A 15127-nucleotide genomic window follows, 5' to 3' on the forward strand; every position below is an offset into this window, starting at 1 on the left:
CTGGCTACAGATGCTGGTAGTAAAAGACGGCCAGCTGTGTCCGGTCCCTGAGTTCCAGCTTTTCCAGGATGTTGCTCAGGTAATTACGTACCGTTCCCTCGCTCAGATACATCTTCTCGGCGATTTCCCTGTTGCTGTAGCCGTCCGCGACGAGGGTGATGAGCATGTATTCCTTTTCTCCGATATCATAAGATGCATAGTCGAACCCGTTTTTTGGCTGCAGCAGATCCGGAATCTTGGATATGATTTCCGTCCCGAATACGGTCTGGCCCATATATACGGCTTTGACGGCAGGGATGATGCTGTTGTAGTCCTGCTTGAGCAGATAACCCTTCACACCATATTTTAGTGCTTTCACGATATATTCATCGTCCGAGAACGTGGTCAGAAGAAGAATCCGGGCCTCCGGGTATGCAGCCAGTATGCGGCGGGACGCTTCGAGGCCGTTCAGATTTTTCATCCGGATATCCATCAGCAGCACGTCAGGTTTCAGTTCACTGTACAGCCGTACCGCGTCCTCTCCGTCCTCGCCTGAGCCCGTCACGTGGAGGGCATCATCAGATTCCAGTATTGTTTTCAGAGCATTGGAGACGAGCATGTCATCATCTACAACAAGTATATTCATAGCCGTTTATTCCTCCTTCTTAGGTATCGTGATAAAGATGCGGTATCCATTCTTAGTCTGTAGCTGCATGGTGCCGCTCAAAGCCTCTACACGGTCTTTCATGTTGGTAAGCCCAAGACCGTTTCCGCCGGTTTTGGCCGTGCCGTTATCCTCGATGATGAGCTGGTATAGTCCCGGATGTTCCCGTACGACGAGGTGTACATCGCTGGCATTGCTGTGGCGGATGATATTGTTCAGCGCTTCCTTGATGATGGTGATGAAGCTGTATTTGATGTCCCTCGGCACGTCATACCCCATGTCATAGTCCATATGAATCGGGCAGAATGTAAATGCATCTGTGAGACCTGTAAGCGCTTCTTTTAAATTTATGGATTCGTCATGCAGATCATGAACGCTTTCACGGACATTGGTCATAGCGGTATTCAGCGTCTCTTCCAGCTGCAGCAGCGAGGATTCCAGGGCGGGATTCTTGTTCACCATACGGATGGCGCCTGTCATCAGGATAGAGCGGGTGAGCATATGTCCTACATTGTCATGTATCTCCCTGGCAATGCGGTTGCGCTCTTTCAAGGTGGCAGTATATACTTCATAATCCTGCTTCTCAAGCAGTGCGTGATTCTTCTCTTTCAACAGCAGGTTCAGCTCCGTGCTGTCGTCCCTTGTCTTCTTAAACCGTAGTTCAAGCTGCTCATGCCGGTCGGTCTGGAAACAGAGTAGCAGCGAGATGCCGCTGCCGAGCACGAGGAGAAGGAAGAGGGGGGGGGAATCCGGCAGGATGCGGCAGATGGCCACGATGCAGAGAGCCGCCATGCCGATATGATTCTTATACCAGAGACAATTGTAAAGGACCGAAGGAAGGAAAGCAAGCAGCACAGGGAAAAAGACGGCCAGTACGATAAAAACGGCGGATGTTATCAGGTGGAAGCTCCGGGAGCCAATAAAATAATTAGCCGAGATGTATATCACGGCTATGAGAAAAGATATGACGAAAGCGGTATCCATCTGTGTCAGTAATACCGTCGTAAAGCTGAATATGAGAAGGACGAGCTGGTCAAGTATACGTTTCATATAGTTCTCCTTATATTGTGACAAATGTCATTTCAAGTGCTGACACGTGACACTTACATTATAAAGCGGCGGGGGCTATACTACAAGTAGAAATGGAGAAGGAGGTTTTGAAAACATGATTACGATACAAAATCTGGTAAAACGGTACGGCAGCCTGCTGGCGCTGGACCATCTGAACCTTGAGATACACGAAGGGGAGATATTCGGCCTGCTCGGACCGAACGGCTCCGGAAAGACGACGGCTATCAATTGCCTGCTGGCGCTTCTGAAATATGATAAAGGGACGATAACGGTCATGGGAAAAGAAATGAGGCCCGACAGATATGACATCAAGAAAGAGATTGGAGTGGTCATGCAGAACGTGGCTGTATTTGAGCAGATGAGCGTCCGTGAGAATATTGATTATTTCTGCGGCCTTTATATACGGGATAAGGGCAGGCGCAGAGAGCTGGTCGATGAAGCGATACGGTTCGTGGGGCTGGAGGACTATACGAAGATGCGTCCGAAAAAGCTGTCGGGCGGTCTACTTAGGCGGCTGAATATCGCCTGCGGCATCGTCCATAAGCCGAAGCTCATCATCATGGACGAACCTACGGTTGCGGTGGATCCGCAGAGCCGGAATAAGATTCTGGAAGGTATCATGGAGCTGAACCGGCAGGGATCTACGATTATCTACACGTCACATTATATGGAAGAGGTAGAGCAGATATGTTCCAGGATAGCTATCATCGACCATGGAAGGGTATTGGCCACCGGAACGAAGGAAGAGCTCAAGAGCATGATCAAGTTAGGCGAGACGATTACGATACAGGCGGTTGCTCTGGATGAAAAGCATTTGTTGCAGATAAGGGAGCTTCCTCATGTGTTCGACATTTCCTATGAGGAACAGATGCTGAAAATCAGGCTGAGCGGAGCCAAGCATAATCTCGTGAGAGTGCTGCATTACATGGAAGAACAGGATATTTCATTTGGCAGGGTATTTTCAGAGCTGCCTACGCTTAATGACGTATTCCTGGAGATTACCGGAACTGAGCTGAGGGATTAGGAGGAGATATTATGAGGCATCTGATTAAATATAGATTTATACAGACTGTCCGGGAGTGGAGCGTGATGTTCTGGGCACTTGCCTTTCCTATCATTCTCGGCACATTCTTTTTCGTCTCTTTTGGAAGCGGCGTTACGGGTGAGGAGATGGACGCCATCCGTGTGGCGGTCGTAGAGCAGGAGACGGATCAGCAGGAGGGCGGCGCATTTGGCGAGTTCCTGGAACAGATGGACGGTGATACGCTGGAGATTGAGAAGGTGGATGAGAAGCAGGCGTTGAAAGACCTGAAAGGGGATGAAATTACAGGTATCTACTATACTGGGGGGGGACCATCCCTTACGGTAGCAAAATCAGATTTGAACACAAGTATACTGAAAGCACTGCTGGACAGCTATAATAAGAATGCGCATATGATCATGAAGATCGCACAGGACCATCCGGAGCGACTTATGCAGGCTGTGGAGGCGCTTGACGGATGGCAGACGATGACAGAAGAAGTAAGTGTCGGAGGAAGGACGATGAACCCGAACGTGTCGTATTTCTTCGCCCTTATCGCCTATGCATGCCTGTCAGGAGCATTTCTCGGCGTGCAGGCAAGCCTTGACGGGCAGGCCAACCTGTCCGCGCTCGGAGCGAGAAGAAGCGTGACCCCAACCCATAAGCTGCGGCTCGTGCTTACGGATATGTCCGTTCTGTTCTTTATACAGTTCGTCAACATCATCATCCTGACAGTCGTCGTACGGTTCGCGTTCGGCATCGACCTTGGCGGCAATATAGGGCAGATTCTGCTCGTAGACCTGCTTGGCAGCATGATAGGAGTGTCCATGGGCATCATGATCGGATGTGTAGGCAAGCTGAGCGAGAGCATCAAGATGGGCCTGACCGTCGTGTTGACGCTGTTTCCGGGCTTCCTTGCCGGACTTATGTTCGGCAATATGAAAAATATCATTGAGCAGAATTGTCCGATTATCAACCGGATCAACCCGGCGGCTGTCTTAAGCGATACATTTTACTGCATGGGAGTGTTTGATGATGCGGAGAGATTCACAAGGAATCTGATGATACTCGGTCTTATGAGCGTATTATTCATAGGGATTGCATTCTTTGCGGTGAGGAGGGAACGTTATGACAGTATTTAGAGGATTTATGATAATGGTAAAGCGTAACCTCGGAATGATGTTCATGTATATAGCTATATTCATTACGATAGCGGTTATGGTCCAGACGATGACAGACGGAAAAGGGATGGAACACTTTGAAGAAGAGCGGCTGAAGGTTGCCGTCATCGACAGGGACCATGGAAAGCTGGCAGAAGGGCTTACAGATTATATCGGAAAGAAGCATGATCTGGTCAAGGTGGAGGATGACAAGAACGTGATACAGGAAAAGCTGTTCTACCGGGACATCTACTATGTAGTGACGATACCGGAAGATTTTGAACAGGTATGCCTGGAAGATGGCGAGAAGCTGCAGACGACAAAGCTTCCGGATACGATGAGCGCATTTTATGTGGATCAGCAGATATCCACATATCTCAACACCGTAAAAGTGCTCAAAAGCGCCGGATATTCGCTGGAGGAGGCAATCAGCGACGCGGCCGAAACCGGAGAGGCAGAGTCGGATGTCACGCTGATTGACAAGAATGGGAATGGTGGTGTTAAACTGCCGCATTCATTCCTGTTCCAGTATATGCCGTATATCATACTGGCGGTGTTGTGCTATACGATCGGTTATATCATGATAGCGTTCCGTAAGAAGGATGTGAGACGGCGGATGCTCTGCTCGTCCGTGTCAAGCCGGAGCCAGAATGTACAGATGGTAATCGGATTCGTCATTATGGGCGTGGGATTCTGGGCGATATGCATGCTGCTGCCGCTCATCATGTACCCGTCCCAGTTCCTGAACGACCCGAACAAAGTCTATTACATGCTTAATTCGTTTCTCGTCGTACTGGTGGGGATGGCCATAGCGTTCACAATCGGCGTGGTGGTCCAGAAGATAGAAGTGTTAAATGGTATCGTAAATGTGATAACGCTCGGAATGTGCTTCACATGCGGCGTGTTCGTTAGCATGGACGTACTCGGGAAGGGCGTGAAGATGTTCGCACAGTTCCTGCCGCTATACTGGTATGAGAAGGTCGTGGTCGTGCTGTCTGTCAACACAGAGTTTACGAAGGCACAGGCCGAGACAATCTACAAAGGATTCGGAATCCAGCTTCTGTTCGCAGTAGCCATCCTCTGCGTGGGACTCGTCATAAGCAAAAGCAAAGAACAAGAGTAGAGGGGACAGGGCAAATTTAATTGGGGACGGAGGAAAATGAGTTTTCCTCCGTCCCCAATTAAATTTGCCCTGTCCCCTATGGAAGAAATCAACTCGTTATGATACAATCGACTTTAGGTGAAGATGATTGAAGGAGGTATGAAAGATGCATAGTTTTGTTCAATATACGCCGACAGAGATTGTATTCGGCAAAGATGCGGAACGAGAGACCGGAAGGTTGGCTAAGAAATGGGGCGCAGCACGCGTGCTCATCGTGTACGGCGGAGGAAGTGCCGTACGCAGCGGGCTTCTGGATACGATAAAGATGGAGCTTGACGAGGAAGGCATCGGGTATGATGAACTGGCCGGTGTACAGCCCAACCCACGTGTCAGCCTGGCACGGGAGGGGGTCAGGAAGGCAATTGCCCTGGAAGCGGATCTGATTCTGGCCGTTGGGGGCGGAAGCGTGATTGATACGGCCAAGGCGGTCGCCATCGGTGCAGCCAATCCGGAGACGGACATCTGGGAGTTCTGGGAAGGCAGGAAGAAGGTGGAGAGATCCATGCCGGTCGGCACAGTGCTGACGATATCTGCTGCCGGCAGCGAGATGAGTGACTCCTCCGTGCTGACGAACGAAGAGACGGGGAGAAAATGTGGCGTTAGCTCGGATCTTAACCGGCCGAAATTTGCCGTCATGAACCCGGAGCTTACCTATTCGCTGCCGAAGTACCAGCTTGCGTGCGGTATCGTGGATATCTATATGCACACGCTGGAGCGGTATTTCACGCAGGTGGGCGGAAACCGCATGACGGACGAGATTGCGGAAGGGCTTCTGAGGACTGTTATCGAGTTCGGACAGAAAGCCTATGCCGACCAGACAGATTACGAGGCCATGAGTGAGATCATGTGGTGCGGCAGCCTGTCGCACAATGGTATCACAGGCCTTGGCAGACCAAGGGATTTCGCGAACCATAAGCTTGGGCATGAGCTGAGCGCCATGTTTGACGAGACCCACGGCGCCACGCTTTCCGCCGTCTGGGGAAGCTGGGCGCGGTATGTGTACCGGCTGGATGTGCCAAGATTTGCCCACTACGGAAAAGCAGTGTGGGGAATGGAATATGAAGAGGAGGAGGAAGCTGCGCTTGCGGCGATTGAGAAGACGGAAGAGTTCTTTCGGTCCCTACAGGTCGCAACATGTATCGGAGAGCTGAAAACCGGGGTCCTGCCGGATGAGACGCTTAAAAAGCTGGCACAGAATGCGACAAAAGGGAATACGATAAGGCTCGGAAGCTTTAAAGAGCTGGATGCGCACGACGCGTATGAAATATATAAAGCGGCAAACCACGGATAACTTGAATATAAACTGGAAGAGTTTCTACAGAAATGTCTTCGCACTAGTAATTCCGATGGCGTTACAGAATCTGATAAATGTAGGGGTTACTGCTGCGGACGTCATCATGCTCGGGAAAGTGGGCGAGAAGGTGCTCTCAGGCGCTTCCCTTGCGGGCCAGATTCAATTTATCATGACGCTTTTGTTCATGGGAATCACTTCAGGCGCTACGGTCCTGACCGCACAGTACTGGGGGAAAAAGGATACGAGGACGATTGAGAAGGTGCTTGGCATGGGACTTTCTGCCGGCATCGTGACCGCGGTCATGTTTGCCGCCGCCGCACTTATCATTCCGGATGCGCTGATGCACATCTATAGTTCAGACCCGGAGGTGATAGCAGAAGGGGTGAAATATCTGAGAATCGTCGGAAGCTCTTATCTGTTTATGGCAGTGACGCAGGTATACCTTAACATCATGCGGAGCATAGAGCGGGTACTCATAGCCACATTCGTATACTCCATATCATTGCTGGTCAATATCGCTGTAAATGCGCTGCTCATATTCGGGCTGATGGGCTTTCCTGTCATGGGGATACGCGGCGCCGCTGTCGGCACCTTGATTGCGCGTATAACAGAGATGGTTATCGTCCTCTTATATGCATTTATGAAAAATAAGATTGTCCGGATCCGATTCCGGGATCTGGTAAGGATAGATAAGGTCCTGTTCAGGGACTATATGACCTATGCGATGCCGGTCGTGCTGAACGAAGTGATGTGGGGGCTTGGAAGCTCGGCCAACACAGCCATCATCGGTCATCTTGGAAGTGCAGCCGTGGCGGCCAATTCTGTCGCCCAGGTGGCCCGGCAGCTGGCTACGGTGGTCGTATTCGGCATCGCCCACGCCGCGGCAATCTACCTTGGCAAGACGATCGGCGAACGTAGGCTTGACTATGCCAAGGCATATGCGAAACGCTTTATCTGGCTGAGCGTAATTATAGGTGCTCTGGGTGGTGCCATCATCCTCATCGCGGCACCGATAGCCAATGCGAGCCTGGCACTGACGGGACAGGCAAAGGGGTATCTTACATTCATGTTCTTCGTCATGTCATATTTTACAGTGGCCCAGTCGCTGAACGGTACGATGGTCATCGGAATCTTCCGTTCCGGCGGAGACACGAAATTCGGGCTTATCATGGATGTGTCCACGATGTGGGGATGCTCCATCATCATAGGGGCCGTGGCGGCGTTCGTGTTCCATGCCAGCGTGCCGGTCGTGTATGTCATACTGATGAGCGATGAGCTGATTAAGGTTCCGATGACCATAAAACGGTATGCGGGGTATAAGTGGCTGAAGGATGTCACGAGAGAAAAAGAAGAATTGGGAGGAGCTTAACAGATGATTATCTTAAGCAAAGAAGACATAGAAAAGCTGGTGGATCCAGATAAGATGATGGACCAGATTGAGGAGGCATACAAAATCTTTGGTTCCGGAGAATATTATATGCCTCCCAGGCCGTCCGTAGAGCATGACAATAAGACGCTCATGTACATGCCCTGTTATACGAAAGAGATAATCGGGACGAAGATGCTGACAATCTTTCCTGACAACGCGAAGCTCGGCCTTCCGTCCATCGACGGCATCATACTGCTGAACAATGCGGTGACCGGCGCGCCGGAGGCGGTCATGGACGGCCAGTCGGTTACCGCGTGGAGGACCGGGGCAGTGGGCGGCGTGGGAATACGCCATCTGTCCAGGAAGGACTGCCATACCGTGGGCATCGTCGGTGCAGGGGTCCAGGGGTTCCATCAGGCGATTTATGCGTGTGCGGCCAGAGATATACGTTCGATATACATATTCAACCACAGTGGACGTGACCTGGCCGATTATATGGACAGATTGGAAAAAGCTATTGATAACCCGGGCACTAAGGTAGTACAATGTAAGACAGTAGAAGAACTGACGGCCAAGAGCGATATCATCTGCACGACCACACCTTCTACCGAGCCGGTGCTGCCAGATGACAAAGAACTGCTTCGGGGCAAATGCATTATAGCCATCGGTTCCTATACGCCAAAGATGCGGGAAATTCCGGATGCAGTCTGGGATCTTGTAGATAAGGTATATATCGAACTTCCGTACGCATGCGAAGAGTGCGGGGATCTGAGCCAGCCCATCAAGGAGGGCCGTCTCACAAGTGACAAGATTGTGCTGATGAGCGATTACCTTGCATCAAAGGAAGAAGAGGCAGATACAGGAAAGACCACATACTTCAAGTCAGTAGGGATGGGGCTTTTCGATGTATGCATCGCACAAAAAATATTAGAAGAAGCAAAGGAGAGGTAGATTATGAAAGTAGTAGCAACAGAAAAGGCGCCAAAAGCATTGGGACCATATTCACAGGGGTATGTACACAACGGAATGTTCTATTCCGCAGGCCAGATTGGCGTGAATCCGGAAGTTGACGATGTAGAAGCAACGACAATCGAAGGCCAGACAGAACAGGTATGCAAGAACGTAGGTGAAGTGCTGAAAGCAGCAGGGACAGACTTCGACCATGTAATCAAGACGACATGCTTCCTGGCAGACATGGGCGACTTCGCCGCGTTCAATGAAGTGTACGCCAAATACTTTACATCCAAGCCGGCCAGAAGCTGCGTGGCAGTAAAGACACTGCCAAAGAATGTAAAATGCGAAGTGGAAGTCATCGCGGTAGTAGAATAGATTCAGAAAGATACAGAAGGGGACAGGCCCCGAAAAGGTCCGTCCCCTTTTGCATGTGTGAAAGGGGTCTGACCCCAAATCAAATTTGGAAAGAAGGGTATGTATTATGGCAGAACAACAAAACGGCTGTGCGCCGTCTGACTGTGCGGGCTGTGCCCATGCGGATTCCTGCAGCAGCAAGCCTCAGGACTTGAGCGCACCGGCCAATCCATTTTCACGTGTTAAGAAGGTCATCGCTGTTGTGAGCGGCAAAGGAGGAGTGGGGAAATCCATGGTGACTGCTTCTCTGGCCAGGATGATGAGGGAGCAGGGGTTCACTGTGGGAATCCTCGATGCGGATATCACCGGACCGTCGATTCCTAAGATGTACGGCCTGCACGAAAGTGCAAAGGGAAGTGACGAGGGAATGTTTCCGTGCGAGGCGAAAGACGGTACGAGAATCATGTCTGTCAATCTGCTTCTGGAGAATGAATCGGATCCGGTTATCTGGAGAGGCCCTGTCATCGCAGGTGTCGTGACGCAGTTCTGGTCTGATGTCATGTGGGGCGAACTGGACTATCTTTTCGTAGACATGCCGCCAGGAACCGGCGATGTGCCGCTTACCGTATTCCAGTCGCTGCCGGTGGACGGGGTGGTTATCGTCACGTCGCCGCAGGATCTTGTACAGATGATTGTCAAGAAGGCTTACAATATGGCGCGCCAGATGAACATTCCGGTTCTGGGGATTGTTGAAAACTATAGTTATCTGGCCTGTCCGGACTGCGGAAAAAAGATCTCTGTATTCGGAGAGAGCCATATCGACGAGATAGCGGCGGAGCTCGATATACCGGTGCTGGGCAAGATGCCTATAGACCCGAAGCTTTCCGAAGCAGTGGAAAATGAAAATTTTGCAGAGGTGAGCAATGAATATCTGCAGGCGGCGGTAAATAAGATGTAAGGCTGTATCGTGGACAGCTTACCAGTGCCCATAGCAGAATATGCGCTCTGTAGCCGCCACGAATATGGTGGTGGCGGTATCGACGCCGATAATCGTATAAAGCAGCCTTCTGGAATCGCCTGCGGACTTACGAAGCAGACCGTATTCAATAGACAGTTCCGCAGCTATGGTAAGCAGAAGATAGAAAGCGCCGACAGTATAAAAAGGGAGCGGCTCTGCATACATCAGGACAGACTGCCATGGATGCCCCGGTATATGGAAAACCGGGTCTAAGGCGGCTCCTATATACGGTATGCAGAAAGATATCAGGTTGCCCAGAAGCATGACAAGGAATACTTTCACAGAACGCCTTATATGGCAAATGTAGTTGACGGCCAGAGTCTCTGCTGCAGGTGTTATCGCTGCCATAAAAGGCAGTACGTCATAAGGGCGCGTCGTGGATATCCAGTACCAGGAGTTCTATATATCTAAGCAGCTGTATCGCCAATATGTGGACCGTCTGCTGGACTCGGCTTATGGCGTGTACATTGCCTCCGCGTTCGTAAGCATATACGAAGGAATATCGGGAAAGGGCTTTTATAACATGGTCAACCTCAGGCGGAGCCAGATTGGTGAGAACGGCGGTCTGCTGCATCTGCCGGACGGTACGGACAGGACCATATCTAAGGAGCTGGCCGGGATGCTGATTGCCACGTCAGAGGTGGGAATGATCCGCAAGGAAAAGACGGTCCGCTATGTGTCCTCTCTCTATCCGGATTCTGTCTGGAAGATACGGAAGAATGAGACAGTAAGGATACTTCAACAGGATTTATGATAAGGTTCTTGAGGACGGTACGGATATCCGCAAGTTAAAGCTGGGAACAGACAAGGAAGGAGTTCTGGAGAACCTGTCTTATGACAGATACTTTGAAAATTGGATACCGGCAATGCAGAGCTGATAAAGAGACGGCAGCTATTGGACATCGTGCATATTTGTACTGAGATAAGGTGCTATCAGGACGATATGCTTGAACGGTATGATATCTATTACAGGGAGAATGAGAACAATAGGCTTGCAAGAGTGCTGATGGAGGCAGGATAAGACAAGATTATATGTAAGAATGTAATGACCAGAACAAAAAGGGCAGACGCAGCGGGAGATACAGAGTATCCCTGATGCGTCTGCGTTTTTCTCAAGAGAGTATATGCCTCACTGGACTAAGGCAGAAGAAGCCTGTCTCAATTATAGATTCAAAAGCTTTCTCCATGTTGCCGGACCGACGATGCCATCGGGTGTAAGAGAGTGGTTCTTCTGAAAAGACTTTACTGCCTTCTGTGTCTCAGCGCCAAGTATGCCGTCGGCTCCAGTGGAACCACATGAATATCCAAGCGAGATCAGCCTCTCTTGCATCAGCTTTGTGATGCCCCCTGAGGCGTCGGGAGAAAGCATAGGGCAGCCCTTAAGTGTGTTGGGGCCGGCTATTCCGTCCACAGCCTGATGGCTGAAGCCCTGACGGTTACATTCGCTCTGCAGCCGGGCAATCCAGGATGCGCCGACATTCTGGGCGGGCTTATTTCCAGATGAAGAGACGGTGACGGTACCGGCAGCGGACGCCCCGGCTATTTCTGAGAATGGAAAATTAGTCCCTGGACAAGAAGTGGCACATACATCACAGTGCCGTTGTATTTTAGTGATTCCATACTTCCTTTTGAGGTAGGCGACTAAATTCTTTCCCGCATTTTTTTGTGGATCAGGCATTGTTTCTTTCATATAGGCCCCTTCAAAGCAGATACCCAGAGAATTGGAATTGCTTCCGGGTGCGTGGGCCCCGACGGCCCATTCAGGCCGTCCTCTTTCGATGGTTCCATTTTTCCTCACGACGAAATGGTAGCCGATACCGGCCCATCCGTTCGCTTTATGCCATTTGTGGATGACAGAGGCATCGCAGGAAGATGCTTCTGCATGGTGTAAGATGATACGGGATGTAGAATTCCTCCGGCTGAGTGACCCGAAGGACAGGTTCGTTTCTTTAATGCTTATGTTCATTTTATCACTCCTATTGGTGTTCATATGTTATTCGTCAGGTTTTATTGGCAGCTGCTTGATACATTTTCTGAATTTTTCGTCTCCGGTATGGTTGCCCCCAATCTCGTTATATACGGTATGGAGGCTGACAAATTCTTCATATTCGTCTTCAGGAATATAGCCCTTGTTAAGATAGACTTTATACTTCTGGTTTATTCTGTCGGATAAGATGACGCGGTTTGCGTCACAGAGCTTGTCAATATTATCAGCCTGCATATCCAGACGGCTGCTGATATCAGAGATCCTTTTTGACTCCTGCTCTCGTTTTAAGATACGCTTCGACGTGATGCCCAGATAGTTTAACAGCCAGTCAGCCGCAGAGATAACCTCTTTAAGCAAAAAGATTACCCCGAGCATATATATGAAAAATGTGGCAAAGGTCAGGGGATGGCTGACATTCATGAGATATTTTAAAAAATTCATATGGTTATTGCACCAGTCCTTTCTGTAAAAAGTATTTCATATAGAATTTTCTATTTTGTACGTTTCCAAAAGTAGCAGGTTATAAACGATTGCATATTATTATGTGCCTGTCCACCCCCTGTGTTATAGGTGCCTATTTCCGTCCAATGTGCATTGCCGTATCCGCCCCACCCAGACGCACCATTTGGAATTCCTGAAGATCCAGACCCACCTATTCCGCCAACAGTGAAAGTGAAGTTTTTATTTATTCCATGATTATGCGGAGGTAATTCATTAGAGGTTAACAAATGTTTATTTTCTCCGCCTTTTATTTCAGAAGAGGAAAATTCATTCGATTTTGGATCCACTCCGACTGGTACACGTCCCTCGCCCCAGAGTTCCCAGGTTCCGCCGTATAATTCACTCGGATTTAATCCAGTTATATCAATGATAATCCGTCCTACAGGATGGAACTTAAGCCATATAGCTTTGAATAGAACACTGTGTTCATCAACAATATCCTTATTTATGCTATCCAATTCCTCTAATATCAGCCGTTTCTTTCCTTTTGTATCGGTAGCCATGATGTCGGTGCCTACCTGGAAGTCTGCATTGCTGTTGACATCAGGAAGCATTCCTACGGTTACCTTTCCATTATCACATGGCATAAATATAGGGATACCTTTGTCAACCATAAAACTTTCCGTTATTGAAGTAATTCGGTCTGATATTACGAATTCAAAATTGTAGGATTTTTCTATTTCCAGATTTTTAATAAAAGGATCCGCTGCCGTGTTCTTAACAAAGGCAGCAAGCTGGTCGGAAGCTGATATGTCTTTGCTTGTAATACCTGTAACAGTTGTATAGGAATTCGTGAAAGCCTTACCGACTTCAGCATATCTGTATTTCATTGTTAAAGGGCTGTTTTTATTTATACTTCCTATCTTAAGCTTTGAATAAACCGTTGAAAAATCTATAATTATTTCTTTTTCAAATTCATTTATCCTGGCCAAAGCTATACTGACTGCAGGTCGGCTATATGGGAGAACATAAAAAGCTTTAGAAATTGTGGCAGATTTATTTCCTCTGGAGTCTATGGCATATATATTTATCTTATAATCACCTGCCTCAGACAAAGTGCCCAGATTGATCAAAGTATTATTAGTAGAAAATTCTGTAATAATCTGTTTTTTGATTTCGCCTTTTTCATTTGTCACAGTCGTAATATATCCTATGATTAAAGCCTGGTTTTTGGGGTGTGCCTGATTGGAAGGAGATATCTGGACTTGCATATTTCCATAGTTTTCAATTATATAAGATGAATTTTGAAGTACAGAGGATGTCGCGGCATCTATATTGCTATACATATAATTTGTAAATATAGGGTTGCTATCTACGATGTGTGCAGTTCCGTAGGAAATATTTTCATAAAAAGTTTTGTCAATCGTTGTGCCACATGATATCTTAAATCGCATTTCGTTTTTAGTTTTACAGTAACTAAACAATGTATCAGCGATATTCGACAGAGGAAGTGTTACATTTTGTACGTTTATTCCCGATGCGATGGACAGCAGGCCAGATGTCCAGGTATTGTCGTCACATTCTACATCGAATATTAGGGAAGAAGCATTTAAATTATAATCGATTAGCGTTAATGCTAAATTCTTCCCTATTTCAAATTCCAAGTTGGCATTTGAGATTGAAGCGATAGGCTGTGTCTTTACAGTAATAGCATTAGAGGTTGTCTCCAAGCCGGAATCTGTACGTTTTACTTTGATTTTGACAGAATAGGAGGTATTTGGTGCGAGGCTGGGGACTGTAAAAGTAGTGCCCGAAGTTCCAATCCACGGGCCATTTCCTATCATGTAATGAACCGCACTGCAGGCTGCATCCGCACTCCACTGGAAAGTGGCGCTTGTTTGTGTTACGGAAGTATTCTTCCAGATAGTAATATTGCATAACGTGGTATCTTATCAAGGGCCACACCATTAGATGTACTGGAACTGCCAAAAGAAGTGCCGCTGATACCGCCGCTGGCAGCGATGGTAGTGGATTTGCTTCCGTCATTGTCGTGGCCAACAGTTACTGTACGGCTTCCGACATTGACCCAACTATTGTTAGCATAAAGCGTAATATACTGTGATACGCCGCCTGCTGAACCATTGATGCTTATTGTACCGTTGAATGTACCATAAGTCGCGGCCGTCGAGCTGGATGATTTCATATAATCTAAATATGCAGTTACATTTGAACTATTTGCATTTGAACCATTAGACTGAGAAGACCAGCGGACACGTCCGGTGATATATTGATTGCTTGTATTAAAATTCCATGAACCACTTGCCATGAGTTTACCCTGTATGATATTTATTAAATATCATACTTTCCTTTCTTTTTGAATTTTGATGAATAATAGTTGCATTGAGGGTTTTATTATTCTTTAGTATAAAAGCGAAGGTAAGTAGAAAAAGCGGGCGATTTTTAATTATGTTGCATAAGTAAAATAAATCAATATATAAATCGGGCTGTGAAGATACAATAGATGTTACAAATGCGGATTTGTCTTTGACAAATAAAAGTTTCTCCACTTTATCGAGCAAAGTAGATGAAAATTGCAGTTTTGAACAGATTGGTAGTTGGCGTGTTTATAAATATGCATCTGGCAAAGCAGAAG

The 15127-nt window shown here is 48.1% G+C and carries 17 protein-coding genes; 10 read left to right on the top strand and 7 right to left on the bottom strand.

Annotation, left to right across the window (positions count from 1 at the left end):
- Positions 1-4: 4 nt before the first annotated feature.
- Together E1963_RS01730 and E1963_RS01735 are read right to left on the bottom strand one after the other, a co-directional pair.
- Positions 5-625 carry a response regulator gene (locus E1963_RS01730; protein WP_132274425.1) on the bottom strand — a complete coding sequence of 207 codons (621 nt, stop codon included), beginning with the start codon at positions 623-625 and terminating at the stop codon, positions 5-7.
- 6 nt (positions 626-631) lie between these two features.
- Positions 632-1693: a sensor histidine kinase gene (locus E1963_RS01735; protein ID WP_132274428.1), complete on the bottom strand. Its 1062-nt coding sequence runs from the start codon at positions 1691-1693 to the stop codon at positions 632-634.
- A gap of 115 nt (positions 1694-1808) precedes the next feature.
- Between E1963_RS01735 and E1963_RS01740 the strand changes: the two genes are divergently transcribed.
- The 8 genes from E1963_RS01740 (at position 1809) to E1963_RS01775 (ending at position 9986) form a co-directional block, all read left to right on the top strand.
- Positions 1809-2738, top strand: a complete 930-nt coding sequence (locus E1963_RS01740) for an ABC transporter ATP-binding protein (protein ID WP_132274431.1) — start codon at positions 1809-1811, stop codon at positions 2736-2738.
- Between the two features lie 11 nt (positions 2739-2749).
- Positions 2750-3877, top strand: coding sequence for an ABC transporter permease (locus tag E1963_RS01745; protein WP_132274434.1), 1128 nt, complete (start codon positions 2750-2752; stop codon positions 3875-3877).
- Complete coding sequence (locus E1963_RS01750; protein ID WP_132274437.1) at positions 3864-5018, top strand: ABC transporter permease; 1155 nt, start codon at positions 3864-3866, stop codon at positions 5016-5018. Before E1963_RS01745 ends, E1963_RS01750 begins: the two co-directional genes overlap by 14 nt.
- 145 nt (positions 5019-5163) lie before the next feature.
- The gene (locus E1963_RS01755; RefSeq protein WP_132274440.1) at positions 5164-6348 is read left to right on the top strand and encodes an iron-containing alcohol dehydrogenase; all 1185 of its coding nucleotides are present in this window, start codon (positions 5164-5166) and stop codon (positions 6346-6348) included.
- Complete coding sequence (locus tag E1963_RS01760; protein WP_132274442.1) at positions 6317-7720, top strand: MATE family efflux transporter; 1404 nt, start codon at positions 6317-6319, stop codon at positions 7718-7720. Before E1963_RS01755 ends, E1963_RS01760 begins: the two co-directional genes overlap by 32 nt.
- Before the next feature lie 3 nt (positions 7721-7723).
- The gene (locus tag E1963_RS01765; protein ID WP_132274446.1) at positions 7724-8671 is read left to right on the top strand and encodes an ornithine cyclodeaminase family protein; all 948 of its coding nucleotides are present in this window, start codon (positions 7724-7726) and stop codon (positions 8669-8671) included.
- Positions 8672-8674: 3 nt separating this feature from the next.
- A complete protein-coding gene (locus E1963_RS01770; protein WP_049727649.1) occupies positions 8675-9049 on the top strand; it encodes a RidA family protein in 375 nt (124 codons plus the stop codon).
- A gap of 106 nt (positions 9050-9155) precedes the next feature.
- Positions 9156-9986, top strand: a complete 831-nt coding sequence (locus E1963_RS01775) for an Mrp/NBP35 family ATP-binding protein (protein WP_132274449.1) — start codon at positions 9156-9158, stop codon at positions 9984-9986.
- 18 nt (positions 9987-10004) lie between these two features.
- Here E1963_RS01775 and E1963_RS01780 read toward each other — a convergent pair whose 3' ends face one another.
- Positions 10005-10394, bottom strand: coding sequence for a hypothetical protein (locus tag E1963_RS01780; protein WP_132274452.1), 390 nt, complete (start codon positions 10392-10394; stop codon positions 10005-10007).
- A gap of 28 nt (positions 10395-10422) precedes the next feature.
- Here E1963_RS01780 and E1963_RS01785 point away from each other — a divergent pair, with 28 nt between their 5' ends.
- Complete coding sequence (locus tag E1963_RS01785; RefSeq protein ID WP_132274454.1) at positions 10423-10800, top strand: hypothetical protein; 378 nt, start codon at positions 10423-10425, stop codon at positions 10798-10800.
- Positions 10801-10899: 99 nt separating this feature from the next.
- Positions 10900-11067, top strand: coding sequence for a hypothetical protein (locus E1963_RS19540; RefSeq protein ID WP_167482085.1), 168 nt, complete (start codon positions 10900-10902; stop codon positions 11065-11067).
- Between the two features lie 141 nt (positions 11068-11208).
- Here the strand turns inward: E1963_RS19540 and E1963_RS01790 are convergent, their stop codons facing one another.
- Genes E1963_RS01790 through E1963_RS01805 form a run of 4 tightly spaced genes read right to left on the bottom strand, consistent with a single transcriptional unit; the run spans position 11209 to position 14800 of the window.
- Entirely contained in the window at positions 11209-12012 is an 804-nt protein-coding gene (locus E1963_RS01790; RefSeq protein ID WP_132274457.1) for a peptidoglycan recognition protein family protein, read from the bottom strand.
- Between the two features lie 27 nt (positions 12013-12039).
- Positions 12040-12474, bottom strand: coding sequence for a hypothetical protein (locus E1963_RS01795; protein ID WP_132274460.1), 435 nt, complete (start codon positions 12472-12474; stop codon positions 12040-12042).
- Between the two features lie 50 nt (positions 12475-12524).
- Positions 12525-14318: a DUF859 family phage minor structural protein gene (locus E1963_RS01800; protein ID WP_132274463.1), complete on the bottom strand. Its 1794-nt coding sequence runs from the start codon at positions 14316-14318 to the stop codon at positions 12525-12527.
- A gap of 59 nt (positions 14319-14377) precedes the next feature.
- Positions 14378-14800 carry a DUF859 family phage minor structural protein gene (locus E1963_RS01805; RefSeq protein WP_132274465.1) on the bottom strand — a complete coding sequence of 141 codons (423 nt, stop codon included), beginning with the start codon at positions 14798-14800 and terminating at the stop codon, positions 14378-14380.
- Positions 14801-15127: the final 327 nt, after the last annotated feature.

Origin of the sequence: Extibacter muris (assembly GCF_004345005.1) — a bacterium.
GTDB lineage: Bacteria > Bacillota > Clostridia > Lachnospirales > Lachnospiraceae > Extibacter > Extibacter muris.

What these genes read in the sequence shown, in the direction of transcription:
- E1963_RS01755 (WP_132274440.1), top strand. Translation starts at nt 5,164, where the DNA reads ATGCATAGTTTTGTTCAATATACGCCGACAGAGATTGTATTCGGCAAA.
- E1963_RS01790 (WP_132274457.1), bottom strand. Translation starts at nt 12,012, where the DNA reads ATGAACATAAGCATTAAAGAAACGAACCTGTCCTTCGGGTCACTCAGC.
- E1963_RS01750 (WP_132274437.1), top strand. Translation starts at nt 3,864, where the DNA reads ATGACAGTATTTAGAGGATTTATGATAATGGTAAAGCGTAACCTCGGA.
- E1963_RS01765 (WP_132274446.1), top strand. Translation starts at nt 7,724, where the DNA reads ATGATTATCTTAAGCAAAGAAGACATAGAAAAGCTGGTGGATCCAGAT.
- E1963_RS01795 (WP_132274460.1), bottom strand. Translation starts at nt 12,474, where the DNA reads ATGAATTTTTTAAAATATCTCATGAATGTCAGCCATCCCCTGACCTTT.
- E1963_RS01770 (WP_049727649.1), top strand. Translation starts at nt 8,675, where the DNA reads ATGAAAGTAGTAGCAACAGAAAAGGCGCCAAAAGCATTGGGACCATAT.
- E1963_RS01760 (WP_132274442.1), top strand. Translation starts at nt 6,317, where the DNA reads ATGAAATATATAAAGCGGCAAACCACGGATAACTTGAATATAAACTGG.
- E1963_RS01780 (WP_132274452.1), bottom strand. Translation starts at nt 10,394, where the DNA reads ATGGCAGCGATAACACCTGCAGCAGAGACTCTGGCCGTCAACTACATT.
- E1963_RS01730 (WP_132274425.1), bottom strand. Translation starts at nt 625, where the DNA reads ATGAATATACTTGTTGTAGATGATGACATGCTCGTCTCCAATGCTCTG.
- E1963_RS01800 (WP_132274463.1), bottom strand. Translation starts at nt 14,318, where the DNA reads ATGATAGGAAATGGCCCGTGGATTGGAACTTCGGGCACTACTTTTACA.
- E1963_RS01775 (WP_132274449.1), top strand. Translation starts at nt 9,156, where the DNA reads ATGGCAGAACAACAAAACGGCTGTGCGCCGTCTGACTGTGCGGGCTGT.
- E1963_RS01805 (WP_132274465.1), bottom strand. Translation starts at nt 14,800, where the DNA reads ATGGCAAGTGGTTCATGGAATTTTAATACAAGCAATCAATATATCACC.
- E1963_RS01740 (WP_132274431.1), top strand. Translation starts at nt 1,809, where the DNA reads ATGATTACGATACAAAATCTGGTAAAACGGTACGGCAGCCTGCTGGCG.
- E1963_RS01735 (WP_132274428.1), bottom strand. Translation starts at nt 1,693, where the DNA reads ATGAAACGTATACTTGACCAGCTCGTCCTTCTCATATTCAGCTTTACG.
- E1963_RS01745 (WP_132274434.1), top strand. Translation starts at nt 2,750, where the DNA reads ATGAGGCATCTGATTAAATATAGATTTATACAGACTGTCCGGGAGTGG.